Source organism: Cupriavidus sp. JZ107 (assembly GCF_053903255.1).
In genome coordinates, this window is the sequence record NZ_CP096481.1 from 2,246,295 (window position 1) to 2,268,367 (window position 22,073).

The following is a 22,073-nucleotide window of genomic DNA, read 5'->3' on the forward strand; positions in this document are numbered from 1 at the left end:
GACCGTGCGATTTTAATTCGTTTGCACGGTTCTTGCAGATTTGCGCAGAATCGCAAGCAAAGCTCAACGAGGCTTTCTAGCACAGCAAAGACGGGCCCGCGCTGCCGGCGCCCTTTCTCCCCCATCCCGTGTTGGACTCCCATTTCAGGATCATTCATGCAACGCCGTAACATGCTCCGCCTCATCGCTGCCGGCTCGGCCGCCCTGGCCGCCGGCCTGTCGTTCCAGGCTGCCGCGCAGGGTTCGTACCCGACCAAGCCGATCACGCTGGTCGTGCCCTTCCCGGCCGGCGGCACCACCGACATCGTCGCCCGCATCGTCGCCGACAAGCTGGGCCAGCAACTGGGCCAGGCCGTGGTGGTCGACAACCGCGGCGGCGCCGGCGGCAGCATCGGCACCAGCTACCTGGCCAAGGCGACGCCGGACGGCTACACGATCGGCATCGCCACCGCCTCGACCCACGGCATCAACCCGGCGATCTACCCGCGCCTGCAGTACGACGCGACCAAGGACTTCACCACCATCACCAACCTGGCCTCGGTGCCGAACGTGATGAGCGTCCACCCGTCGGTCAAGGCCAACGACATGAAGGCCTTCATCGCGCTGGCGCAGTCGCAGCCGAACAAGCTGGCCTACGGCTCGGCCGGCAACGGCAGCGTGTCGCACATGATGGGCGAGCTGTTCAAGCTGAGCAGCAAGACCGAGCTGCTGCACGTGCCGTACAAGGGCGTAGGCCCGGCGCTGAACGACACGCTGGCCAACCAGGTGCAGATCCTGTTCGACAACCTGCCGTCGTCGCTGCCGTTCATCCAGGGCGGCAAGCTGCGCGCGCTGGCCGTGGCCGCGCCCAAGCGCGTCGCCGCGCTGCCGAACGTGCCGACCTTCGCCGAACTGGGCCTGGCCGAAGTCAACGATTCGTCGTGGTTCGGCCTGATCGCGCCGGCCAAGTTGCCGGCCGACATCCAGACCAAACTGCACGACGCCACCGTCAAGGTGCTGGCGATGCCCGAGGTCAAGGAGAAGTTCGAGAAGCTGGGCGCGACCCCGGTCGGCGACACGCCGGCGCAGTTCGCCACGCAGATCAAGAACGAAGTGGCCAAGAACAAGCGCATCGCCGCCGCCGCCAAGATCTCGATGGACTAAGCCGCAAGACCAAGCCGCAAGCATCATGACCGAAGCAGACCGAAAGAGCGCGGAGCGCCCTTACTTCCTGCAGTTGCCGGAAGGCGAGAGCAGCCCGCTCTTTCTCGATTCACCGCATAGCGCCACCAATTACCCGGCGGACTTCCGCTACGCCGCCGGGCTGCCGCTGAACCTGCTGCGCCAGGCCGAGGACACCTTCGTCGACGAGCTGTACGCCGACGCGCCGAAGCAGGGCATTGCGCTGCTGTGCGCGGGCTTTCCGCGCAGCTACCTCGATGCCAACCGCGGCATCGAGGAGATCGACCAGGCCCTGCTCGACGCCCCGTGGCCCGGCCCGATGCAGGAAACGCCCAAGACCCGGCTCGGCAAGGGCCTGGTCTGGCGCGTGCTCGACACCGGCGAGGCGATCTACGATCGCCCGCTGAGCGTGGCCGAGGTGCAGGCGCGCATCGAGCGCTACTACCTGCCCTACTACGCGCAGCTGCAGAAGCTGGCCGACCGGGCGATCGCCGAGCACGGCAGCGCGTGGCACATCAACTGCCATTCGATGCCCAGCGAAGCGGCGCAGTACGCGACCGAGCATCCTGGCCTGCAGCATCCGGACTTCGTCGTCGGCGACCGCGACGGCACTACCTGCGACAAGCGTTTCACCGACCTGGTCGAAGGCGTGCTGAAGGACATGGGCTACGACGTCTGGCGCAACCACCCGTACAAGGGCGTGGAGATCGTCCGCGTGGTCGGCCAGCCGCAGGCGGGCCGTCACAGCCTGCAGCTCGAGATCAATCGCAAGCTGTATATGGACGAGGTGGCGCTGACCCGCAATGCGGGCTTCGACAAGCTCAAGCGCGATCTGAACGCGCTGCTCGCCGAGCTCGACCGCTTCGCGCGCTCGGCCGGCACGATGCGCTGAACGTCAGGCACCGGGCCGGTATCGGTCCGGCCCGATCCGGTGGCTCCCCAGGGCCCCGGATCGGGCCCTGCCGCAGGTCGGGACTGACCCTAGGTTGGCGGCGCCGAGGAACTTTGTGCAAAGGGTTTCCTCTATCATGGCAGTCTTTTGCCAACCACTTCGCCCCCGAAGCAAGCAGATCCCGTGATCCGACGAATTTCCATGCGGCTGCGCGCGCTTGCCGCCGCAACCGCCGCCCTGATGCTGGCCGCCTGCGCCACCGCCCCCGACGAGCCGGGCACCACCGCGGGCCAGCAGGCCCAGGCCCCTGCCGCGGGCCCCGCACCGCAGGCCGCCGCGCCCGCACCGCGCGGCGCGACCTCGTACTCCGACAAGCAGGCGGTACCACCGCCGGACAACGACAACTCCCCGACCAAGACCGTGACGCTGCCGCCCACCGGCCGCGTCAGCCTGGCCGAATACCGTGCGCAGATGCGCCAGCAGCTGATGCGCAGCGAGAACGCCAGCGCCGACGTGGCCGACTGCGCCGCGCACGCGAGCTGGGTGGTGCCGCGCTCGGCGACCTACGACGCGCTGCGCATTCCGACCGGCGCGCTGGCCTCGGGCCAGGCCTCGGTCGAAAGCTGGGAAGGCCGCTTCTCGCGCGGCAAGCAGGCCGTGCCGGTCACCTCGGTGGTGACCTTCTCCGCCGCCGCGCATCGCCGCAACGGGCAATCGGGCCAATCGCGCTGGGACCCGGTCAAGGTCCGCTGCGGCTATGACGACGGCATGATGCTGGCCTACGAACTGCTGGACGACGATGGCGACATCATCGTCGAACCGGCCGCCAGGCCGGCCGTCAGCGTGGCACCGCGCAATGCCACGGCCAACAAGGGCCGCAAGGCCAAGGCAACCAGGTCCAGCCGTTCGGGCAAGGCCACGTCGGCCAGGTCGTCGGCCAGCACGAAGAAGGCCGCGGCGAAGTCGACCTCTTCCAGCAAGTCGACGAAAAAGACCGGCAAGCCGTCGCGCTGACCCTGCCGCGCCGCAAGGCGGCGGCATCACCGCCGCCTTGCGCGGCGGCGTCGCTCAGTCCAGCTGCGCCAGGATCGCCTGCAGCATCGCCGCGCCCAGCAGCGCGCTGCGGGCGCCGTTCCAGCCGACCTCGGGCTGCGGCAGGTCGGCATTGTCCTTGAACGGCATCTCCAGCGTCAGCGACAGGCAGCCGAACGCGTGGCCGATGTACTTCGAGGCCAGCTTCAGCGCATCGGCGTTGTACTTGCTCGCGGCATAGCCATGCACGTCCTGGAAGTCCGGGGTGGCGCGCTTGAACGCCTCGACGAAACGCGCCTGCGCGACGCGCTGTGACTCGGTAAAGCTCGGCAGCATCTCGCTGCCGGCGATGAAGTTGTAGGGCAGCCCCTCGTCGCCGTGGATGTCGAAGAACAGGTCGCAGCCGGTCGATTCGATCGCGCGGCGCACGTGATAGACCTCGGGGCTGGACTCGAGGCTCGGCGCCATCCATTCGCGGTTCAGGTTGGCGCCGGCCGCGTTGGTGCGCAGATTGCCGAGTGCCGAGCCATCCGGGTTCATGTTCGGCACGATATGGAACACGGCCTTCTGCAGCAGCCGCTCGGCGACGCCGTCGCCCGCCCAGATGCCGGTGCCGGTCAGCCGCTGCAGCACGCCCTCGACGAACCATTCGGCCATGGTCTCGCCCGGATGCTGGCGCGCGATCATCCAGATCGTCTTGCGGCCGTCATTGCCACCGTCACTGGCACCCTCGGGCGGCGCGCCGATCGTCACCACGGTCATGTCGCGGCCCTGCACCGTGCTGCCCAGATGCGTCAGCCGCGCGCGCGGCGAACGCTGGCAGGTGCCCAGCAGCGCCAGATGGCGCTCCTCGGCATACGGCTCGAAATAGGCCAGCCAGACGCTGTCGTGGGCCGGCGTGAATTCCACCGTCATCACCTGGCCGTCGAAGCGCGTCGGCACACGGAACCAGTGCACGCGGTCATACGAGGCCACCGCGCGGTAGTCGCGCCAGCCGTCCGGATACGTGCAATCGCCGGCATTCAGGAACTGCAGCCGGCAGGCCTGGCCGGCCGCGCCATGCAGCCCGAAATGGAACCACTGGCGGAAGTCGGCATGCGAATCGGCGCGGATGCGCAGCCGGATATCGTCGGCGCGATCCAGCGCCTCGACTTCGATCGCGCCGGAATCGAACCGGCTGGAGATATGCAGCGCTGCGGTCTTCATGTCTGAGCCTCGCAAGACGAATTGTTTTTTGGCCGGCACCGTGCGTAGCCCATCGGACCATCGGACCATCGCCCCGACGCACCGGGCGCACGCGTCGTCAGTCTTCCAGCCGGCGGCGGAACACCCAGCGCGTCGCGTCGGACGCCTTCGCGTCGTAGGCGTAGCCGTCCTCCGCGAATTTCTTCAGGCCGGCCGCATCGGTGATGCGCCGGGTCACCGCGAAGCGCGCCATCGTGCCGCGCGCGCGCTTGGCGTGGAACGAGATGATCTTGTAGCGGCCGCCCTTCCAGTCCTCGAACACCGGCGTGATCACGCGCGCGTCCAGCACCTTGGGCCGGACGACCTTGAAGTATTCCTCGGAAGCGAGATTGACCAGCGTCGGCGCGCCCTCGCCCTTCAGCGCGGCAAGATCCTTGTTCAGCAGCTGCGTCACGTCGTCGCCCCAGAACGCATACAGATCCTTGCCCGCGTCGTTGGCCAGCCGCGTGCCCATCTCGAGGCGATACGGCTGCATCCAGTCCAGCGGCCGCAGCACGCCGTACAGGCCCGACAGGATGCGCAGATGGCGTTGCGCGAAGGCGAGGTCGTCGTCCGACAGGCTCGGCGCGTCGAGTCCCTCGTACACATCGCCATTGAAGGCCAGCGCCGCGGGCTTGCTGTTGCGCGCGGTGAATTTGGGCGACCAGTCGGCATAGCGGGTCGCGTTCAGCACCGCCAGCTTGTCCGAGATATCCATCAGCGTGCCGATTTCCTGCGGCGCCAGCGCGCGCAGACGCTCGATCAGCTGCGCCGAACGCGGGATCAGCCGCGGCAGGTGGCTGGCATTGAGCGGGGGCCGGACGCGCGGCGGCGTCTCGTAGTCCAGCGACTTGGCGGGCGACAGAACGATCAACATGGCAGAATGCGGCAGAAACAAAGTCCAGATTGTAACGAATGCTCAACCCCTCTACCGGGCCGGACACCGCTTCCGGCACCGAATCCTTTGCCGATGGCGCATCGCCGCCGCCCGCCGTTTCCGCCCCCCGCGTGGTACTGGACTCCAACGTCTGGATCGACCTGCTGGTCTTCCGCGATCGGCATGCCGAGCCGATCCGCAGCGCGCTGCAGGATGGCGCGATCGCGCCGCTGATCCGCGCCGATTGCCGCGAGGAATTGCGCCGCGTGCTGGCCTACCCGCAGTTCGCCCGCTTCGAGGTCGATATCGACGAGGCGCTGGCCACCGTGGACCGGCTGACCACCGCGGTCGCACCGCCCTGCCCGGCGCAGGCCGAGGCGATCCGGCTGCCGCGCTGCCGCGACGGCGACGATCAGAAATTCATCGAGCTGGCGCACTTCGCCGGCGCCGATTGCCTGGTGTCGAAGGACAAGGCGGTGCTCAAGCTCGCGGGCCGGCTGCGCCGCAGCAGCGGCGTCGCGGTGCTGACGCCGCAGGCCTTCGCGCCGTGGCTGGCCGCGCGGGCGCGCTAGAATCGCCCCGGCTTTACACCTGCAACCGATTGACGATTGATCCTTGACGCCATGTCCGCCGACGCCCCGCTCAGCCCTCCCCCGTCCCGCCTGCCCAACGTGGGCACCACCATCTTCACCGTGATGTCGGCGCTCGCCGCCGAGAAGAATGCGGTCAATCTGGGCCAGGGCTTTCCGGACTTCGATTGCGACCCGAAGATCGTCGACGCGGTCACGCGCGCGATGCAGGCGGGCCTGAACCAGTACCCGCCGATGGCGGGCGTGCCGAAGCTGCGCCAGGCCATCGCGGACAAGATCGGCAAGCTCTATGGCCGCGCCTACGACGCCGACAGCGAAATCACGGTGACCGCCGGCGCGACACAGGCGCTGCTGACCGCGATCCTGTGCGCGGTCCATCCGGGCGACGAAGTGATCGTGCTGGAGCCGTGCTACGACAGCTATCTGCCGGCGATCGAACTGGCCGGCGGCAAGCCGGTGCCGGTCACGCTCGACGCGCCGCACTTCCGCATTCCGTTCGACCGCCTCGCGGCCGCGATCACGCCGCGCACGCGCATGATCCTGATCAACACGCCGCACAACCCGACCGGCACGATCTGGCGCGAGGAAGACATGCGCCAGCTGGCGGAGCTGCTGGCGGGCACCGATATCCTGCTGCTGTCGGACGAGGTCTACGAGCACATGGTCTACGACGGCCAGTCGCATCAATCGGTGGCGCGGCATCCGGAACTGGCGCGGCGCAGCTTCGTCGTGTCGAGCTTCGGCAAGACCTACCATGTGACCGGCTGGAAGGTCGGCTATGTCGCCGCGCCAGCCGCGTTGATGGCCGAATTCCGCAAGGTCCACCAGTTCAATGTGTTCACCGTCAATACGCCGGTGCAGCACGGCCTGGCCGACTACATGGCGGACCCCGCGCCCTATCTCGAATTGCCGGCCTTCTACCAGGCCAAGCGCGATTACTTCCGCGCGGGGCTGGCCGATACGCGCTTCAAGCTGCTGCCGTCGGACGGCACGTATTTCCAGTGCGTCGACTATTCGGCGATCTCGGAGATGAGCGAGGCGGACTTCGCGATGTGGCTGACACGCGAGATCGGCGTCGCGGCGATTCCGGTGTCGGCGTTCTATTCGCAGCCACGCGAATCGGGCGTGGTGCGATTCTGTTTCGCCAAGCGGGAAGAGACGCTGGCGCTTGCGCTGGAGAGGTTGCGCAAGCTGTGAGATAGCGCGCGCGGGCGGCGCGAGGCGGCCGCCCGTTACCCTCTCCTCTCCCGCAAGCGGGAGAGCCGAGAAAACCGGTACGGTGACGACGAGCAGCGCAAGCACTCGCCCGCCGGAGGTGTTCCCCTTCTCCCCATCAGGGGGAGAGGGTTGGGCAGAGGGGGTGGTTTCGAAGCGCCCTGCCGCCTTACTTGTTCCGGCTCAGCATCAACTCGGTATTGGCCTTGCGGTCCGCATTGACCTTCTGCACCGCCGGCCGCTCGCTCATCCGCTTCAGATAGTCCTTGACCGGCAGGTCGGCCAGCATGTCCGTGCCGTAAATGATCTTGGTGCACGCCGACACCAGCGGCAGATGGACCACCGCGGCGCAGTCCGCCAGCGTGAAGCTGTCGCCGGCCACATACGGCGAGAACTTCGCCAGTTTGGCGAAGGCGGGAATGTAGCGGGTCAGCAGCTTCTGCTGGCGCTCCTTGACCCCGTCGCTGACCTTGCCGCCGAAAAACGCCTCGGGATAGAGCTCCCGCACGGTCAGTTCCAGATACAGTTCCATGTAGGTGACCAGCTCGCGCACCTTGCCGGCGGCCAGCGGATCGGCCGGCAGCAGCGGGGTCTGCGGATACGCGGCCTCCAGGTATTCGGCGATCACCTCCGATTCGCACAGCGTGCCGCCATCGGCGATGATGTACGGCACCTTGCCCAGCGGCGAGGCGTTCAGGTCCGTCTCGCCGATCCAGGCCAGCACCTCCTCGAACGGCACATTCTTTTCCAGCAGCGCCAGCTTGACCTTGTTGTAGTAGTTGCTGGCGGCAAAGCCGCAGAGCTTCAGCATCGGTATGTCTCCTTTGTTGTGCTGCGTTCTCCCGGACGGGATCGGTGGCCGTGCCCCGGCTTGTCTGGCCGATCAGCGCACGCGCCTGCGCGGCAGTGCTCACGCAACGAGTGCAAAAACCGCACGAGCGTGCTAATTTAACCACAACTTTTTGGAAGCACGATGAGCACTTTGACTATCGACACCCTCGGCATCGTAGGCACCGGCGCAATGGGCCGGGGTATTGCCCAGATCGCGGCGCAGGCCGGCCTGACCGTCCGCCTGTTCGACACCAATCCCCAGGCCGTGGCCGCCGCCCGGCAGTATCTGCAGGACACGCTGGCCAAGCTGGCCGACAAGGGCAAGATCAGCAGCGACGATGCCGCCGCCACGCTGGCGCGCGTGCAGCCGTGTGGTGCGCTCGAGGAGATGGCCGATTGCGACATGGTGCTCGAGGCCATCGTCGAGCGGCTCGACGTGAAGCGGGATCTGGTTGCCAAGCTCGAAGCGATCGTCCGTGAGAACGCGGTAATCGCGTCGAACACGTCGTCGCTGTCGATCACCGCGATCGCGGTCGGCGCCAGGCATCCGGGCCGCGTCGTCGGCTATCACTTCTTCAACCCGGTGCCGCTGATGAAGGTGGTCGAGGTGATCGACGGCCTGTCGGGCGATCCGGCGGTCGGCGATGCGCTGATGGCGCTGTCGCGCCGCATGGGCCATACGCCGGTGCGCTGCAAGGACATGCCCGGCTTCATCGTCAACCATGCCGGCCGCGGCATGAACATCGAGGGGCTGAAGGCCGCGCAGGAAGGCGTGGCCGAGTTCGCCGACATCGACGCGATCATGCGCGAGCAGGCGGGCTTCCGCATGGGCCCGTTCGAACTGATGGACCTGACCGGTCTCGACGTGTCGCACCCGGTGATGGAGTCGATCTACAACCAGTTCTACCAGGAGCCGCGCTACCGCCCGTCGCCGATCACGGCGATCCGCCAGGTCGGCGGGCTGCTGGGCCGCAAGACCGGCGCGGGCTTCTACCGCTACGCCGATGGCCAGAAGCAGGTCCCCGCCACCGCGCCGGTGCCGAGCGCCCGGCCGGTCAGCGTCTGGGTCAGCCGCGACAGCGAGCGCGGCCATGCGATGGTCGTCAAGCTGCTGACCGCGATGGGCGCCACGCCCGAGGGCGGCAACGCCCCGTCGGCCGATGCGCTGATCGTGGTCACGCCGCTGGGTCTGGACGCCACCACCTGCGCGCTGCAGCAGGGCCTGGACGCGAGCCGCGTGGTCGCCATCGACACGCTGCTGCCGTTCGAGGCCACCAAGCGCCGCACGCTGATGACGACGCCCGCCACCAGCGCGGCGATGCGCGACGCCGCGCACGGCCTGTTCGCCAGCGACGGCGTGCCGGTCACGGTGATCCGCGACTCGGCCGGCTTCATCGCCCAGCGCATCGTCTCGTGCATCGTCAATATCGCCTCCGATATCGCGCAGCAGCGCATCGCGACGCCGTCGGACATCGACCTCGCCGTCAACCTGGGTCTCGGCTATCCGAAGGGCCCGCTGGCGCTGGGCGATGCGATCGGCCCGCAGCTGGTGCTCGAGGTGCTGCGCAATATGGAGCGGCTGACCGGCGACATGCGCTACCGTCCGAGCCCGTGGCTGTGGCGCCGTGCCAGTCTGGGCCTGTCGCTGCTGACCGAGGAAGCCTGACGCTTCAGGCCGCCCTCCCCGGACTTTCTTCCATCCACCACGCCACCGAGCCGAGCCGCCATGCCTGCCCAACTGCTGTCCGAACGCGTCGATGCGACGCTGGTGCTGACCATCTCGAATCCGGAAATGCGCAATGCGCTCGGCCCGGAGATCTATCTCGCAACGAAAGAAGCCCTGCAGGCGGCCGAGCAGGACAGCAGCATCCGTTCGGTGGTGCTGACCGGCGCCGACGGCATGTTCTGCGCCGGCGGCAACCTGAACCGGCTGCTGGGCAACCGCGCGCAGCCGCCGCAGGTGCAGGCCGACAGCATCACGATGCTGCACGCCTGGATCGAAAGCCTGCACGCGTTTCCGAAGCCGATCATCGCGGCCGTCGAGGGCGCGGCCGCGGGCGCGGGCTTCTCGCTGGTGCTGGCCTGCGATTTCGTGGTGGCGGCCAGCAATGCCAAGTTCGTGATGGCCTACGTCAAGGTCGGCCTGACGCCGGACGGCGGCGGCTCCTACGAGCTGGCGCGCGCGCTGCCGCGCCAGCTGGCCTCCGAGCTGCTGATCGAGGGCAAGACCGTCGACGCGCAGCGGCTCGCGCAGTTCGGCCTGGTCAATCGCGTGACCGAGCCGGGCGAGGCGCTCGGCGAAGCGCTGCGCCTGGGCCAGTCGCTGGCGGCGCAGTCCTCGCATGCAATGGGCCGCATCAAGGGCCTGATCAACCAGGCCGGCACGCTGTCGCTGAACGCGCATCTGGCGCAGGAGCGCGAGAACTTCGTCGCCGCGCTGCATCACCCCGACGGCGGCGAAGGCATCAGCGCCTTCCTGGAGAAGCGCAAGCCGACCTATCGTTGAAGCCGCACCGATCCCGATAAAAAAGATACCGGAGACAGCATGAGCAGCAATCTTTCCCAGTTCGAGGGCACGCGCCCGGTCGCCGACCAGCAGCGCTTCGATACCGCCGCGCTCGAGGCCTGGCTGCGCGACCATGTCGAGGATTTCGCCGGCCCGCTGACCGTCGAGCAGTTCAAGGGCGGCCAGTCCAATCCGACCTTCAAGCTGATCACCCCGGGCCGCACCTACGTGATGCGCGCCAAGCCGGGCCCGAAGTCGAAGCTGCTGCCGTCGGCGCACGCAATCGAGCGCGAGTACCGCGTGATGGCGGCGCTGGCGAATACCGACGTGCCGGTCGCGCGGATGTACGCGCTGTGCGAGGACGAGGCCGTGATCGGCCGCGCCTTCTACATCATGGAATACGTCAACGGCCGCGTGCTGTGGGACCAGTCGCTGCCGGGCATGAGCACCAGCGAACGCGCCGCGATCTACGACGAGATGAACCGCGTCATCGCCGCGATGCATACCGTCGACTACCAGGCCATCGGCCTGGGCGACTACGGCAAGCCCGGCAACTACTTCGCGCGCCAGATCGAGCGCTGGACCAAGCAGTACAAGCTGTCCGAGACCGAGAAGATCGACGCGATGGACGCGCTGATGGACTGGCTGCCGCACCATATCCCCGAGGAAGACCAGGACCTGACCAGCATCGTCCACGGCGACTACCGGCTCGACAACCTGATGTTCCACCCCACCGAGCCGCGCGTGCTCGCGGTGCTGGACTGGGAACTGTCGACGCTGGGCCATCCGATGGCCGACTTCGGCTACCACTGCATGAGCTGGCATATCGCGCCGGGCCAGTTCCGCGGCATCGCCGGGCTCGACTACGCCGCGCTCGGCATTCCGGACGAGGCCACCTACCGCCGCATGTACGAGCAGCGCACCGGGCGCCAGATCACCGGCGACTGGAACTTCTACCTGGCCTTCAGCATGTTCCGCATCGCCGGCATCCTGCAGGGGATCGCCAAGCGCGTGGTCGACGGCACCGCTTCGTCCGCGCAGGCGGTCGACGCCGGCAAACGTGCCCGGCCGATGGCCGAGATGGGCTGGCAGTACGCGCAGAAGGCGAAGCAGCGGATCGCCTGAGCCCGGCACCGGCGACCAAGGCTGGCCTGACAAGGGTCGGCGCGGCGACAAGCCGTGCCGGCCTTTTTTGTTGTGCGGAGCAAAGCTGGCGCGGGCGCCATATTGTCTGATGACATATAACAGACGGGGCTACTGGACCCCCGGGATTTCCCTGAACCCAGCAAAATTTCGCCGCTTTCCCGCTGGACGGCGTGCATTCCGGCTTTTATGATGGCGACCATTGTTGTATGACGACTGACAAATAACCCGTTCCGGAGACATCATGCAAACACGCCGCCGCTTCCTCCAGCTCGCCTCCACCGCCGCCCTCGCCGCTGCCTCTACCATGCTGGTGGCGCCTGCCCTGGCAGCCGATACCTGGCCGAACCGGCCGATCCGGCTGGTGGTGCCCTATCCCGCCGGCGGGTCGTCGGACATCATCGCCCGCCTGATCAGCAAGCAGCTGGGCGAGGCGCTGGGCCAGCCGGTGGTCGTCGACAACCGTCCGGGCGCCAACGGCAACGTCGGCGCCGCCTTCGTGGCGCAGTCCGGCGGCGACAACCACACGCTGCTGCTGTGCGACGTCGGCGCGCTGGCGATCAGCCCGTCCGTCTACACCAAGCTGACCTTCGACCCGGCCAAGGATCTGAAGGGCGTCAGCATGCTGGCCTACTCGCCGCACATGCTGGTGGTCAACCCGTCCGTGCAGGCCAATACGCTCAAGGACCTGGTCGAGATGTCCAAGCGCGGCGAGCTGAATTTCGCCGTCACGGCGATCGGCAGCGCCCCGCATCTGGCCGGCGTGGCCGTGCAGCAGGCCACCGGCGCCAAATGGCAATACGTGCCGTACAAGGGCGGCGCGCAGGCGATTGCCGATACGGTCGGCGGCACCGCGCAGGTGCTGATGAACGGCATGCTCGCCACGCTGCCGCATGTGCAGAGCGGCAAGCTGAAGGCGATCGCGGTGTCCAAGCGCACGCGCATGCCGCTGGTCGGCAACCTGCCGACGATCGCCGAACAGGGCGTGGCCAACTTCGAATCGGGCACGTGGCAGGGCGTGATGGCGCCGGCCAGGATGCCGGACGCCGCCGTGACGCGCCTGAACGCCGAGCTCGTGCGCATCATCCGCTCGCCCGAAGTGCGCGCGCAGCTGGCCGGCCAGGGCGCCGAGGTGGTGACGATGACGCCCGCCGAGACCAATCGGTTCTTCGCGACCGAGAAGACCCGCTGGGCCGCGGTGGTCAAGCAGGCCGGCATCAAGCTCGACTGACGGCGGTCACAGGCCTGCGGGCCCGTGGCGTCACGGGCAGCGTCGGGGCGTCAAGCGTATACTGGCCGTTGCTATAGGTTTTCGCCCGTTCGCTGTGTCCGCCCCCACTCCCCACGACGCCCACGACGATCCCCGCCCGCTGCCGCCCAACCGGCCCGACGACGACGCCTGCTGCGGCAGCGGCTGCAGCCCGTGCATCTTCGATTTCTACTACGAGGAAATGGAGCGCTACCGGCAGGCGCTGAAGGACTGGCTGGTGCGGCATCCCGAGCAGGCATCCTCGTCGTGACCGCCCAGATGCCGGGCGCAGCCGCCCCGATTGCCTCCTCGATTGCCTCCTCGATTGCCTCCTCGCTCGCAACCGACGGTCCGCCGCATGGCGATGCCGAGGCGCTGATCGACTTCGTGCGCCGCCACCCGCGGCTGCTGGTGCTGACCGGCGCCGGCATCAGCACCGACTCGGGCATCCCCGGCTACCGCGACGCCGATGGCAACTGGCGTGCGAGCACGCCGATCCAGCACCGCGAGTTCCTCGAATCGCACGCGCGCCGGCAGCGCTATTGGGCGCGCAGTATGGTGGGCTGGCCGATCATGTCGCGCGCCTTGCCCAACGACGCGCATCGCGCGCTCGCCCGGCTGCAGCAGGCCGGGCATGTCGAGGCACTGGTCACGCAGAATGTCGACGGCCTGCATCAGGCCGCCGGCAGCACCGGCGTGATCGAGCTGCACGGCAGCCTCGCCTCGGTGGTCTGCCTGGCTTGCGGCGAACGGCATCCGCGCGCCGAAATCCAGCGCGAACTCGAAGCGGCGAACCCCGCCATCGCTGGCCTGTCCGCCGTGCCGTCGGCCGACGGCGACGCGCATCTCGAGCCCGACGATCTGCACGGCTTCACGGTGCCGCACTGCCGCCGCTGCGCCGGCGTCATCAAACCCGATGTGGTGTTCTTCGGCGACTCGGTGCCGCGCGATCGCGTGGCCGCGGTCCACGAGGCATTGCAGCGCGCCGATGCGCTGCTGGTCGTCGGCTCCTCGCTGATGGTCTTTTCCGGATACCGCTTCTGCGTCGCCGCCGCGCAGGCCGGCAAGCCGGTGGTTGCCATCAATCTCGGCCGCACCCGCGCCGACCCCCTTCTGACGATGAAGATCGCCGCGCCCTGCGGCGCCACGCTGACGCGCCTCGACGCCGCGCTGCGCAACATCGCCGCCTGACTTCGCTGCCAATTCGATACGAATAAGTCGCAAATCGGAAACGGCCGTAAACCATCGACAGTTGAGATACCAATTCGGTAGCAGCATGTGACGCGTCGTTGGTTGTGGCGCGGGGTCGACAGCGAATGTTCGTCGCGACAGCGCCCCGTCCTCGACGTACGAACCGTCCGCGCGCCTTGGATGCCATGCCGGCCATGGACGTCGAATCCATCCTGCCCGAGGGAATTACCATGCCCGTCTCCTACCTGACTTCGATGCCGACCCAGCAGGCCTATGCCGCCAAACCCTTGTTCGAATCGCAACTGCATTTCCCGGAGCTGACCGCCGAACAGCTTCCCGCCTTTATCGAGAACGCCGAACGGTTGCTGCTCCAGGAAAAGCGAATCAAGCTGTCGGTCAATGGAACCCCCCTGCCGCTGGCGGAGATGGTGGGCAATAGCAATGACCGGGAGGGCGCAGTCATTCTGACGGGCATCGCGGAAGCCCTGCCCCGCGCCTTCGAGAATCATTCAGACGTCGAGGTTCGCGATCTGGCGTTTTATGAAGCAGCGGGCCTGATTGCCAGCCCAGCGTTCTGGGAGGCAACCGAAGACGCGATGAAAGCGACGCTGAACCTGGGCACCACGGGCGGCGACATCCGCCTGCACGACGCGGCGCAGCTGGGAATGAATGTCATGCTGGCCAAGGATGGGAAAAGCCTTGAGTGCCATATCAGCGCCACCTGGAAAGAGTTCACCGCCGGTGCGAAGTGGCACGCCATGACCGGTCTTGAACCCGTGATGAAGGCGGACGTGCGGATGCGGATCCCGCTGAAGCGAAAAGGCGGTCAGCAGGAATTGCAGCCGACCTTCGTTTATCTGCACGCCAACAGCCCTGTCCCTGAAATCGCCAGCAAGCTCAAGGAACGGAAGACCACGCTGGGTCAGGCCCTTCTCAACGCGCTGGCCAGCCTTCCGCTGCTCGGTCGCCTGTTCCGGGGCGTGCAGATCAAGGTGTGTGTCGGGGAAAACTTCCGTGGCCATGGGCTCGCCTGCATGCCGGCCGATCTGGGCGACAGAGACTGGATCGGCCGGGGACATGACAGGCGTCTGGGACACCATCTCGCCGCGTGCACCCACATCACCGCAAAACGGCTGACGCACCGGCCAAACGCGACGCGGCACCTGACTCGCGCCATGGCCGCGGCGCAGGTTGACGCCAACGAAGTGGCTCCGCTGAAAGTCCTGTTGGCTCACCGGGCACCCGAATTGAGAGTCAAGGCCAACATGGTCGAACGCCTGGACCATTGGGCGTTCCAGCGTGGGCTCAACGATCCAGCAGCAAACGAGATTGCCGGCCAGCCGCCGCAGGAAGTGCCGGCGCGCCCGCTCGATGTTCCGCCGCCGCCCGATGAGGTGCCGCCGATCGGCCCGACCGTCGAGGCGCTTCAATCCCAGCTGCAAGAGTTCCAACAAACCTTGGAGGCTGAACGGAGCGCACGGCAGCAGGCGGATACCGAACGCGATGGATTGCGCTCGGAAACGGAGAAGCTGAGGGTGCAACTTGCGGCCCTGCAGGAAGAGCGATTGCAGCTGACTGGGGAACTCGAAGAGTTGAACGCGAAATTCATGAAGACGCATACCGCGCTGATGGCGACGCGAAGCCCGCTCGTCTCCATGCCGCATAGCCTGGACGGCGGCCCCATCCCCAACGGAATCGTCAGGAACCGGGCACAGTCAATCTCGAACCAAAGAAGCACGAGACCCGCGGCGCCTGGCGCCAATACGTCAACCACGACGCGCACAGCCGCGATACAGGCTACACCGGTGGCTCCGATTACGACCGAGGCTCGGGCTACGACCGAGGCACCGGCTACAACCGAGGCACCGGCTACGACCGAGGCACCGGCTACAACCGAGGCACCGGCTACGACCGGCACATCCGCTACATCGGCGACAACCGCCACGACAGGCACGACGACGTCCACGGATGACGCATAGCAGGCCGGGTGAACCGCTTCTTGCCGCCTTGCGCCAGATGGCCGCCGCCCGGCGGCAATGGCGGACGCTCGTCAGCTCGCGACGTCCGCCATACCCGTGCCCAACTCTCCGATCACCGCCCCCAACTGCTCCCGCAACCACCGATTCGCGCCGTCATTCTCGCCACCAGCATGCCAATACAAGTGCAGCTCCAATGACGGCACCTTGAACGGCAGCGTCAGCAGGCGGTTGCCATACGCCTCGTTGGCGATGCGCGCATAGCGAAGCGGCAGCGTCGCCAGCAGGTCGGTGCAACTGACGATGCGGCACGCGGCCGCGTAGTGCTGGCAGCGCAGCCGCACCCGCCGCGTCATGCCCATCCGGTGCAGCGCCTGGTCCTCCAGCCCCGCCCCCCGCCGCCGGGACGACACGTGCACGTGCTCGGCGGCCAGATAGCGCTCCAGCGTCAATTCCTTCTTCACCAAGGGATGGTCGCGCCGGGCCAGCACCACCATCGGGTCGGCCATGAACTGCGCGTGGTGGATCGCCGGCGAGACCGGCAGCAGGATATCGATCGCGGCATCGAGCGTGCCGGCCAGCAACTCCGATTCCATCTCGCGGCGGTCGAAGCGGACCGCGGCGATGTCGACGTGTGGCGCCACCGCGGCGACGCGCGACATCAGCGGCGGCAGCAGCGTCGATTCCAGCGCATCGCGCATGCCGATGGTGAAGCGCCGCACCGTCGCCGCCGGATCGAAATGCGGCGTGTCCTGCAGCGTCCGCGCGAACGACTGCAGCGCGGTGCGTACCTCCCCGGCCAGCGAGCGGGCCAGCGGGGTCGGCGCCATGCCCTGCCCGCGCCGCTCGAACAGCGGGTCGTCGAACAGCGTGCGCAATCGCCCGAGCGCATGGCTGACCGCCGGCTGCGTCAGGTTCAGCTGCCGGGCGGCCGCCGTGATGCTGCCTTCGGTATAGATGGCGTCAAACACGACGAACAGGTTCAGGTCGATGCGGGAGAGCTGCATGGCGGCGATTGTGTCATGGAATGCAGCAGATTGATACCATCGAATCCAGAAAATTCATTTTTCATATTTCATCGATTCGGATAGAGTGGCCTCAGTCGGCGTATATCGCGCCCGCCCGCCGCCTGCCGCTCCGCCCTCACGCGGTCCGGCAGCCCCGGCGGGGCCAAATCGCAGGGGTTGTGAGGAGACACCATGGATTTCGAATACTCGCCCAAGGTCAAGGAAATGCGCGCCAGGTTGCTGGCCTTCTTCGACCAGCACATCTATCCGAACGAGAAGCGCTTCCACGCCGAGATCCAGGCCAACCGCAAGGCCGGCAACGCCTGGGTGCCGAGCCAGCTGATCGAGGAACTGAAGCCGCTGGCGCGCGAGGCCGGCCTGTGGAACCTGTTCCTGCCGCGTTCGAAGCGCGCGCCCGAAGGACTGTCGAACCTCGAATACGCGACGCTGTGCGAGATCATGGGCCGCGTGCCCTGGTCGCCCGAGGTATTCAACTGCGCGGCGCCCGACACCGGCAACATGGAGACGCTGGAGCGCTACGCCTCCGAGGAACTGAAGGACAAGTGGCTGGAGCCGCTGCTGCGCGGCGAGATCCGCTCCGCCTTCCTGATGACCGAACCGGACGTGGCGTCCTCCGACGCGACCAATATCCGCTGCAGCATCGAGCGCGATGGCGACCACTACGTGATCAACGGCACCAAGTGGTGGTCGTCGGGCGCCGGCGACCCGCGCTGCAAGGTCTATATCGTGATGGGCAAGACCAATCCCGATGCGGGCCGCCACGAGCAGCAGTCGATGATCGTGGTGCCGGCCGACACGCCGGGCATCACCGTCAAGCGCCATCTGCCGGTGTTCGGTTATGACGACGCGCCGCACGGCCACATGGAGATCGAGCTGAAGAACGTGCGCGTGCCGGCGGACAATATCCTGCTGGGTGAGGGCCGCGGCTTCGAGATCGCGCAGGGCCGCCTCGGCCCGGGCCGCATCCACCACTGCATGCGCAGCATCGGCGTGGCCGAGCGCGCGCTGGAACTGATGTGCAAGCGCAGCCTGGAGCGGGTCGCGTTCGGCAAGCAGATCGCCCGCCATGGCGTCACGCAGGAGCGCATCGCCGAGGCCCGCTGCGAGATCGAGATGGCGCGCCTGCTGACGCTGAAGGCCGCGTACATGATGGACACGGTCGGCAACAAGGTCGCCAAGGCCGAGATCGCGATGATCAAGGTCGTCGCGCCCAATGTCGCGCTGAAGGTCATCGACTGGGCGATCCAGGTACACGGCGCCGCCGGCGTGTCGGAAGACTTCCCGCTGGCCTCGTGGTGGGCGCACCAGCGCACGCTGCGTCTGGCCGACGGTCCGGACGAGGTGCACCGCAACGCGATCGCCAAGCTGGAACTGGCCAAGCACATGAGCCTGAATCCGGACGAGATCCAGATGCCGGTCACGCGCGGCGGCTGATGCCGTCGTCACGATAAAAAACACCCCGCGGCCATCCGGCCGCACGATTCCAGGGCGGCTGCGCCGGCAGCAAGCCATCCACGCGCAGCCTGTCTGCGCGTTTTTTTCTTCTGTGATTAAATGCGTCGGTCCATTCAACCGGCGCTGCGCTGCCGAGTCTGCGGCGCCCTTCTCCCGTCCAGGAGCTTCCTCGATGATCGATGTCTACAGCTGGGCCACGCCCAATGGCCACAAGGTTCATATCATGCTGGAAGAGTGCGGCCTGCCCTACCAGGTGCACCCCATCAATATCGGAGCCGGCGACCAGTTCGGCGAGGAATTTCTGAAGATCAGCCCGAATAACAAGATCCCGGCGATCGTCGACAGCGAAGGGCCGGACAGCAAACCGATTTCGTTGTTCGAGTCGGGCGCGATCCTGGTGTATCTGGCCGGCAAGACCGGCAAGTTTCTGCCCGAGGACGTGCGCGGCAAATACGAAACGCTGCAATGGCTGATGTTCCAGATGGGCGGCGTGGGACCGATGCTGGGCCAGGCGCATCATTTCCGCATCTATGCGCCAGAGAAAATCGAATATGCGATCAACCGCTATACCAATGAAGCGCGCCGCCTCTATGGCGTGATCGACAAGCAGTTGTCGAATCGCCCCTGGCTGGCTGGCGACGAATATACGATCGCCGATATCGCGACCTTCCCGTGGCTGCGCAGCTGGCAGAACCAGGGCATCGAACTGGACGACTATCCGCACCTGAAGCGCTGGTTCAATACGATCGCTGAACGCCCGGCGGTCAAGCGCGGCGTCGAGGTACTGGCACGCGAACGCAAGCCGCTGCATACCGACAAGGAACGCGAGATCCTGTTCGGCGCGACGCAATACGCCCGCCGCTGAGCCGAAAGCCGCCCTCCGGCACCGAAGACCCCCAGCGAACGCTGGGGGTTTTTTCATTGGACGAGCGCTTGTGTGCGGGGCGCGGCTCGCGCCAGCGGATCCGTCGCGGGTCGCCGTCGCCCCATTCCTTAACTAAAACGCGCTGTTCTTTAGATTATTGAGAGATCGATTCAGGTGAATACCTGTATGACATTCACCTCCGAACATGAGAAAAAAGCGTTACGCGCTTTTGATTTCCCGATGCCGGCGCAGATTTTCAACACTTTACGCAATCTATAGTGTTTATATCGAAGGTTATGTTGTCTGACACCGATTGTGCGACGGACTCTAGGATGTCGAGTCGATCAGGCGAATCCCTTAACTTCCTTCAAATTCCTCTCTCCCCCTTACCATGATCGGCGATCCTCTCAAGCTATTTGGCCAAAGACTGACGGCCCTGCGCAAACAAAGGGGCTGGTCGCAGGAAAAACTCGCGCTCGAAAGCGGAATGGCGCGCTCCTACCTCAGCGGCATCGAGCGCGGGCTGCGCAACGTGGCGCTGATCAACATCTGCACGCTGGCCGATACCCTCGGCGTTCCTCCCGGCGAAATGTTGAAGTTTGATGGCGACAACTCGGTATTGACCGTCGAGGAATTACGCACGCCGTTCGGTGCGGAAGAAACTACCGCGCAACGCAATGCGCGGCGTTATATGGCAAGGCTCGATAATGACGACCAGGATCTCGTTGCCTCGGTGGCACGTGCTCTCGCCCGCAAGCGCGCCGCCGGACAAAATGCCGCCTGACGGCATCCGCCGCCGCGCTACATCGCCAGCATGCCCTGCCGCTCGATAAAGCGGATCACCGCGTCAAGACCCTGCCCCGACTTGACGCTCCCCATCACGAAAGGCCGTTCCCCGCGCATCTTGCGCGCGTCGCTTTCCATCACGTCAAGATTGGCGCCGACGTACGGCGCGAGGTCGGTCTTGTTGATCACCAGCAGATCCGACTTGGTAATGCCCGGTCCGCCCTTGCGCGGAATCTTCTCGCCGCCGGCGACATCGATCACGTAGATCGTCAGATCGGACAGCTCGGGGCTGAATGTCGCCGCCAGATTGTCGCCACCGGATTCGATGAACACCACGTCCGCATCGGGAAAGCGCGCCAGCATGCGGTCGACCGCCTCCAGGTTGATCGATGCGTCCTCGCGGATCGCGGTATGCGGGCAGCCGCCGGTTTCCACGCCCATGATGCGCTCGGCCGGCAGTGCTCCGGAGATCGTCAGCAGTCGCTGGTCCTCCTTGGTGTAGATGTCGTTGGTGATCGCCACCAGGTCGTAGCGCTCGCGCATGGCCTTGCACAGCATCTCCAGCAAGGTGGTCTTGCCGGAGCCGACCGGGCCGCCGACGCCGACGCGCAGCGGAGGAAGTGTCTTGGTACGGGTCATGATGTCTGTTCCGATTCGATATGCGGCTGCGCTCAGGAGCGGAACAGCCGGGAATACTGCGTTTCGTGGCGCGCCGACAGCAGGCCGAGCATCGGCGACAGCGTCGACAGCGCGGGCGGTTCGGCATCGGCGCGGCGCGCCGCCTCGGCCACCGCGTCGAGCACGCAGCCATGCATGGCGCGCAGGATCTGCTGGCCGGCGACCTGCCCCAGCGGCACCGCCTTGATCGCCGCGGCGATCTGGTTCTCGGCCCAGTTGAAGCAATAGGCCGCCAGCCCGTCGCGCTCGTCGACCTGCAGCGCGACGCAGGCCGCCGCGAACGCCGTTGGCAGGCACACCGGCGACATCGCCGCCAGCGCTTCGCGCAGCGCCGGCTCGCCCCATTCCATCTGCCCGACCAGCCGCGCCAGCGACCATCCCATCTGCTCGGTTTCGAGCCGCAACTCGGCGGTTTCCCGGCTTTGGTGGAACCAATCGTTCCAGTGCCGCGCGGCATCGCGGTCATCGGCACGCCATGCACGATGCAGCAGCAGCCACAGCGGACCTTCGGCATGCGCCTGGACGTGCAGCAAATTGTCGCGAATCCACTGCCGCGCACTGTCGGCATCTAGCACGATGCCGCATTCGATCGCCGCCTCCAGCCCTTGCGAATAGCTGAACCCGCCAATCGGCAGCGCCGGCGAGGCCAGATGCAGCAGCGACAGCAGTTGCGGGAGTTGGGTCATGGCAGCGCGAGCGGCTCAGCGCGGGTGATCGCAGCCGACATGGTGTCCTTGATCCCCATGTGAATGATCATGCGGATGCGGATGCGGATGCGGATGCGGATGCGGATGCGGATGCGAGTGCGAGTGCGGGTGCGGGTGCGAGTGCGGGTGCGAGAGCGAGTGCGAGTGCCCATGATGCTCATGAAACACCGCCTGCGCCGCCGCGTAGTCTTCGGCGAAGGTCGCGTCGTGGCCGTGCTTGTGACCGCCGCCATAGGCGCCGGCTTCGGGTTCGAATGGCAGCTCGGCGCGTTCGGCGTACACGCCGAGGCGGACCAGCATGTCGGCCAGCACCGGGTCGTATTCCAGCCGCAGATAGTCGCGGCCGATCTCCACCGGGGTGTGGCGGTTGCCGAGGTGGTAGGCCGCGCGCATCAGTGCGTGCGGATCGCCGGACCGTACTTGGAGCACCGATTCCGCTGCCGCCTGCACCTCGACGAACGTGCCGTCGACGGTCACCAGCAGGTCGCCGCCGCGCAGCACCGTGCCGCGCGGCAGGAAGATCGCCGCTTCCTCGCCGTTGTCCAGCACCGCGCGCAGCCGGCTCTTGCTGCGATCGCCGAACGGCAGCACCAGCTTCGGCGCGCGGCGCACCAGCACCGGCACGATGCCGTGCGGCGCGGGAAGATGCTTGTCGATCTTGTGCATG

The 22,073-nt window shown here is 66.7% G+C and carries 22 protein-coding genes; 15 read left to right on the forward strand and 7 right to left on the reverse strand.

Translation table 11 applies throughout. The annotated features are described in order from the left end of the window. Positions 1–156: 156 nt before the first annotated feature. From M1D55_RS19790 to M1D55_RS19800, 3 genes are all read left to right on the forward strand, one after another. Positions 157–1,143 (forward strand): Bug family tripartite tricarboxylate transporter substrate binding protein, encoded by a 987-nt coding sequence (locus M1D55_RS19790; protein ID WP_023263476.1) that lies wholly within the window; start codon positions 157–159, stop codon positions 1,141–1,143. A gap of 25 nt (positions 1,144–1,168) precedes the next feature. Beyond that, positions 1,169–2,053, forward strand: coding sequence for an N-formylglutamate amidohydrolase (locus tag M1D55_RS19795; protein ID WP_006578942.1), 885 nt, complete (start codon positions 1,169–1,171; stop codon positions 2,051–2,053). 183 nt (positions 2,054–2,236) lie between these two features. Beyond that, positions 2,237–3,067 (forward strand): BspC domain-containing protein, encoded by an 831-nt coding sequence (locus tag M1D55_RS19800; protein WP_456281651.1) that lies wholly within the window; start codon positions 2,237–2,239, stop codon positions 3,065–3,067. A 54-nt stretch (positions 3,068–3,121) separates the two neighbouring features. Here M1D55_RS19800 and M1D55_RS19805 read toward each other — a convergent pair whose 3' ends face one another. Further along, entirely contained in the window at positions 3,122–4,291 is a 1,170-nt protein-coding gene (locus M1D55_RS19805) for a M14 family metallopeptidase (protein ID WP_006577997.1), read from the reverse strand. A gap of 97 nt (positions 4,292–4,388) precedes the next feature. Beyond that, entirely contained in the window at positions 4,389–5,186 is a 798-nt protein-coding gene (gene yaaA, locus M1D55_RS19810; RefSeq protein WP_006577998.1) for a peroxide stress protein YaaA, read from the reverse strand. A 38-nt stretch (positions 5,187–5,224) separates the two neighbouring features. Between yaaA and M1D55_RS19815 the strand changes: the two genes are divergently transcribed. After that, positions 5,225–5,758 carry a putative toxin-antitoxin system toxin component, PIN family gene (locus M1D55_RS19815; protein ID WP_023263588.1) on the forward strand — a complete coding sequence of 178 codons (534 nt, stop codon included), beginning with the start codon at positions 5,225–5,227 and terminating at the stop codon, positions 5,756–5,758. Positions 5,759–5,809: 51 nt separating this feature from the next. Next, positions 5,810–6,973: a pyridoxal phosphate-dependent aminotransferase gene (locus M1D55_RS19820; protein ID WP_064573147.1), complete on the forward strand. Its 1,164-nt coding sequence runs from the start codon at positions 5,810–5,812 to the stop codon at positions 6,971–6,973. Between the two features lie 187 nt (positions 6,974–7,160). On the opposite strand, the gene M1D55_RS19825 is transcribed toward M1D55_RS19820, so the two are convergent. Continuing rightward, on the reverse strand, positions 7,161–7,802 hold the full coding sequence (locus M1D55_RS19825) for a glutathione S-transferase (protein ID WP_064573146.1): 642 nt from the start codon (positions 7,800–7,802) through the stop codon (positions 7,161–7,163). A gap of 162 nt (positions 7,803–7,964) precedes the next feature. On the opposite strand from M1D55_RS19825, the gene M1D55_RS19830 reads away from it, so the two are divergent. The 7 genes from M1D55_RS19830 to M1D55_RS19860 all read left to right on the forward strand — a co-directional run bounded on the left by M1D55_RS19830 (position 7,965) and on the right by M1D55_RS19860 (position 15,890). Continuing rightward, positions 7,965–9,488, forward strand: coding sequence for a 3-hydroxyacyl-CoA dehydrogenase (locus M1D55_RS19830; RefSeq protein ID WP_456281653.1), 1,524 nt, complete (start codon positions 7,965–7,967; stop codon positions 9,486–9,488). Between the two features lie 60 nt (positions 9,489–9,548). Next, complete coding sequence (locus tag M1D55_RS19835) at positions 9,549–10,328, forward strand: oxepin-CoA hydrolase, alternative type (RefSeq protein ID WP_006578002.1); 780 nt, start codon at positions 9,549–9,551, stop codon at positions 10,326–10,328. 39 nt (positions 10,329–10,367) lie between these two features. Continuing rightward, complete coding sequence (locus M1D55_RS19840; RefSeq protein WP_456281654.1) at positions 10,368–11,453, forward strand: phosphotransferase; 1,086 nt, start codon at positions 10,368–10,370, stop codon at positions 11,451–11,453. Between the two features lie 262 nt (positions 11,454–11,715). Further along, the gene (locus M1D55_RS19845) at positions 11,716–12,702 is read left to right on the forward strand and encodes a Bug family tripartite tricarboxylate transporter substrate binding protein (protein ID WP_456281655.1); all 987 of its coding nucleotides are present in this window, start codon (positions 11,716–11,718) and stop codon (positions 12,700–12,702) included. 94 nt (positions 12,703–12,796) lie between these two features. After that, positions 12,797–12,991 (forward strand): oxidoreductase-like domain-containing protein, encoded by a 195-nt coding sequence (locus M1D55_RS19850; RefSeq protein ID WP_456281656.1) that lies wholly within the window; start codon positions 12,797–12,799, stop codon positions 12,989–12,991. Next, a complete protein-coding gene (locus M1D55_RS19855) occupies positions 12,988–13,911 on the forward strand; it encodes an NAD-dependent protein deacetylase (protein WP_456281657.1) in 924 nt (307 codons plus the stop codon). The genes M1D55_RS19850 and M1D55_RS19855 overlap by 4 nt, the downstream gene beginning before the upstream one ends. Before the next feature lie 194 nt (positions 13,912–14,105). Continuing rightward, positions 14,106–15,890 carry a hypothetical protein gene (locus tag M1D55_RS19860; protein ID WP_456281658.1) on the forward strand — a complete coding sequence of 595 codons (1,785 nt, stop codon included), beginning with the start codon at positions 14,106–14,108 and terminating at the stop codon, positions 15,888–15,890. Between the two features lie 71 nt (positions 15,891–15,961). On the opposite strand, the gene M1D55_RS19865 is transcribed toward M1D55_RS19860, so the two are convergent. After that, a complete protein-coding gene (locus tag M1D55_RS19865) occupies positions 15,962–16,894 on the reverse strand; it encodes a LysR family transcriptional regulator (RefSeq protein ID WP_023263592.1) in 933 nt (310 codons plus the stop codon). Positions 16,895–17,086: 192 nt separating this feature from the next. Between M1D55_RS19865 and M1D55_RS19870 the strand changes: the two genes are divergently transcribed. From M1D55_RS19870 to M1D55_RS19880, 3 genes are all read left to right on the forward strand, one after another. Further along, positions 17,087–18,349, forward strand: a complete 1,263-nt coding sequence (locus tag M1D55_RS19870; RefSeq protein ID WP_064573137.1) for an acyl-CoA dehydrogenase family protein — start codon at positions 17,087–17,089, stop codon at positions 18,347–18,349. 193 nt (positions 18,350–18,542) lie between these two features. Beyond that, positions 18,543–19,235 (forward strand): glutathione binding-like protein, encoded by a 693-nt coding sequence (locus M1D55_RS19875; protein ID WP_456281659.1) that lies wholly within the window; start codon positions 18,543–18,545, stop codon positions 19,233–19,235. A 391-nt stretch (positions 19,236–19,626) separates the two neighbouring features. Further along, entirely contained in the window at positions 19,627–20,019 is a 393-nt protein-coding gene (locus tag M1D55_RS19880) for a helix-turn-helix domain-containing protein (protein WP_023263593.1), read from the forward strand. A 17-nt stretch (positions 20,020–20,036) separates the two neighbouring features. Here M1D55_RS19880 and ureG read toward each other — a convergent pair whose 3' ends face one another. The 3 genes from ureG to ureE are packed head-to-tail and all read right to left on the reverse strand — an operon-like array spanning position 20,037 to position 22,072. Next, positions 20,037–20,660: an urease accessory protein UreG gene (gene ureG / locus M1D55_RS19885; RefSeq protein ID WP_006578011.1), complete on the reverse strand. Its 624-nt coding sequence runs from the start codon at positions 20,658–20,660 to the stop codon at positions 20,037–20,039. A gap of 32 nt (positions 20,661–20,692) precedes the next feature. Next, positions 20,693–21,385: an urease accessory protein UreF gene (locus tag M1D55_RS19890; protein WP_456281660.1), complete on the reverse strand. Its 693-nt coding sequence runs from the start codon at positions 21,383–21,385 to the stop codon at positions 20,693–20,695. Positions 21,386–21,400: 15 nt separating this feature from the next. Next, the gene (gene ureE / locus M1D55_RS19895; protein ID WP_456281661.1) at positions 21,401–22,072 is read right to left on the reverse strand and encodes an urease accessory protein UreE; all 672 of its coding nucleotides are present in this window, start codon (positions 22,070–22,072) and stop codon (positions 21,401–21,403) included. Position 22,073: the final 1 nt, after the last annotated feature.

Coding starts and splice junctions, on each gene's coding strand:
- M1D55_RS19795 (WP_006578942.1), top strand. CDS start 1,169: ATGACCGAAGCAGACCGAAAGAGCGCGGAGCGCCCTTACTTCCTGCAG.
- ureE (WP_456281661.1), bottom strand. CDS start 22,072: ATGCACAAGATCGACAAGCATCTTCCCGCGCCGCACGGCATCGTGCCG.
- M1D55_RS19845 (WP_456281655.1), top strand. CDS start 11,716: ATGCAAACACGCCGCCGCTTCCTCCAGCTCGCCTCCACCGCCGCCCTC.
- M1D55_RS19835 (WP_006578002.1), top strand. CDS start 9,549: ATGCCTGCCCAACTGCTGTCCGAACGCGTCGATGCGACGCTGGTGCTG.
- M1D55_RS19805 (WP_006577997.1), bottom strand. CDS start 4,291: ATGAAGACCGCAGCGCTGCATATCTCCAGCCGGTTCGATTCCGGCGCG.
- M1D55_RS19820 (WP_064573147.1), top strand. CDS start 5,810: ATGTCCGCCGACGCCCCGCTCAGCCCTCCCCCGTCCCGCCTGCCCAAC.
- M1D55_RS19870 (WP_064573137.1), top strand. CDS start 17,087: ATGGATTTCGAATACTCGCCCAAGGTCAAGGAAATGCGCGCCAGGTTG.
- M1D55_RS19875 (WP_456281659.1), top strand. CDS start 18,543: ATGATCGATGTCTACAGCTGGGCCACGCCCAATGGCCACAAGGTTCAT.
- M1D55_RS19880 (WP_023263593.1), top strand. CDS start 19,627: ATGATCGGCGATCCTCTCAAGCTATTTGGCCAAAGACTGACGGCCCTG.
- M1D55_RS19860 (WP_456281658.1), top strand. CDS start 14,106: ATGGACGTCGAATCCATCCTGCCCGAGGGAATTACCATGCCCGTCTCC.
- M1D55_RS19830 (WP_456281653.1), top strand. CDS start 7,965: ATGAGCACTTTGACTATCGACACCCTCGGCATCGTAGGCACCGGCGCA.
- ureG (WP_006578011.1), bottom strand. CDS start 20,660: ATGACCCGTACCAAGACACTTCCTCCGCTGCGCGTCGGCGTCGGCGGC.
- M1D55_RS19790 (WP_023263476.1), top strand. CDS start 157: ATGCAACGCCGTAACATGCTCCGCCTCATCGCTGCCGGCTCGGCCGCC.
- M1D55_RS19890 (WP_456281660.1), bottom strand. CDS start 21,385: ATGACCCAACTCCCGCAACTGCTGTCGCTGCTGCATCTGGCCTCGCCG.
- M1D55_RS19865 (WP_023263592.1), bottom strand. CDS start 16,894: ATGCAGCTCTCCCGCATCGACCTGAACCTGTTCGTCGTGTTTGACGCC.
- M1D55_RS19840 (WP_456281654.1), top strand. CDS start 10,368: ATGAGCAGCAATCTTTCCCAGTTCGAGGGCACGCGCCCGGTCGCCGAC.
- M1D55_RS19825 (WP_064573146.1), bottom strand. CDS start 7,802: ATGCTGAAGCTCTGCGGCTTTGCCGCCAGCAACTACTACAACAAGGTC.
- yaaA (WP_006577998.1), bottom strand. CDS start 5,186: ATGTTGATCGTTCTGTCGCCCGCCAAGTCGCTGGACTACGAGACGCCG.
- M1D55_RS19815 (WP_023263588.1), top strand. CDS start 5,225: ATGCTCAACCCCTCTACCGGGCCGGACACCGCTTCCGGCACCGAATCC.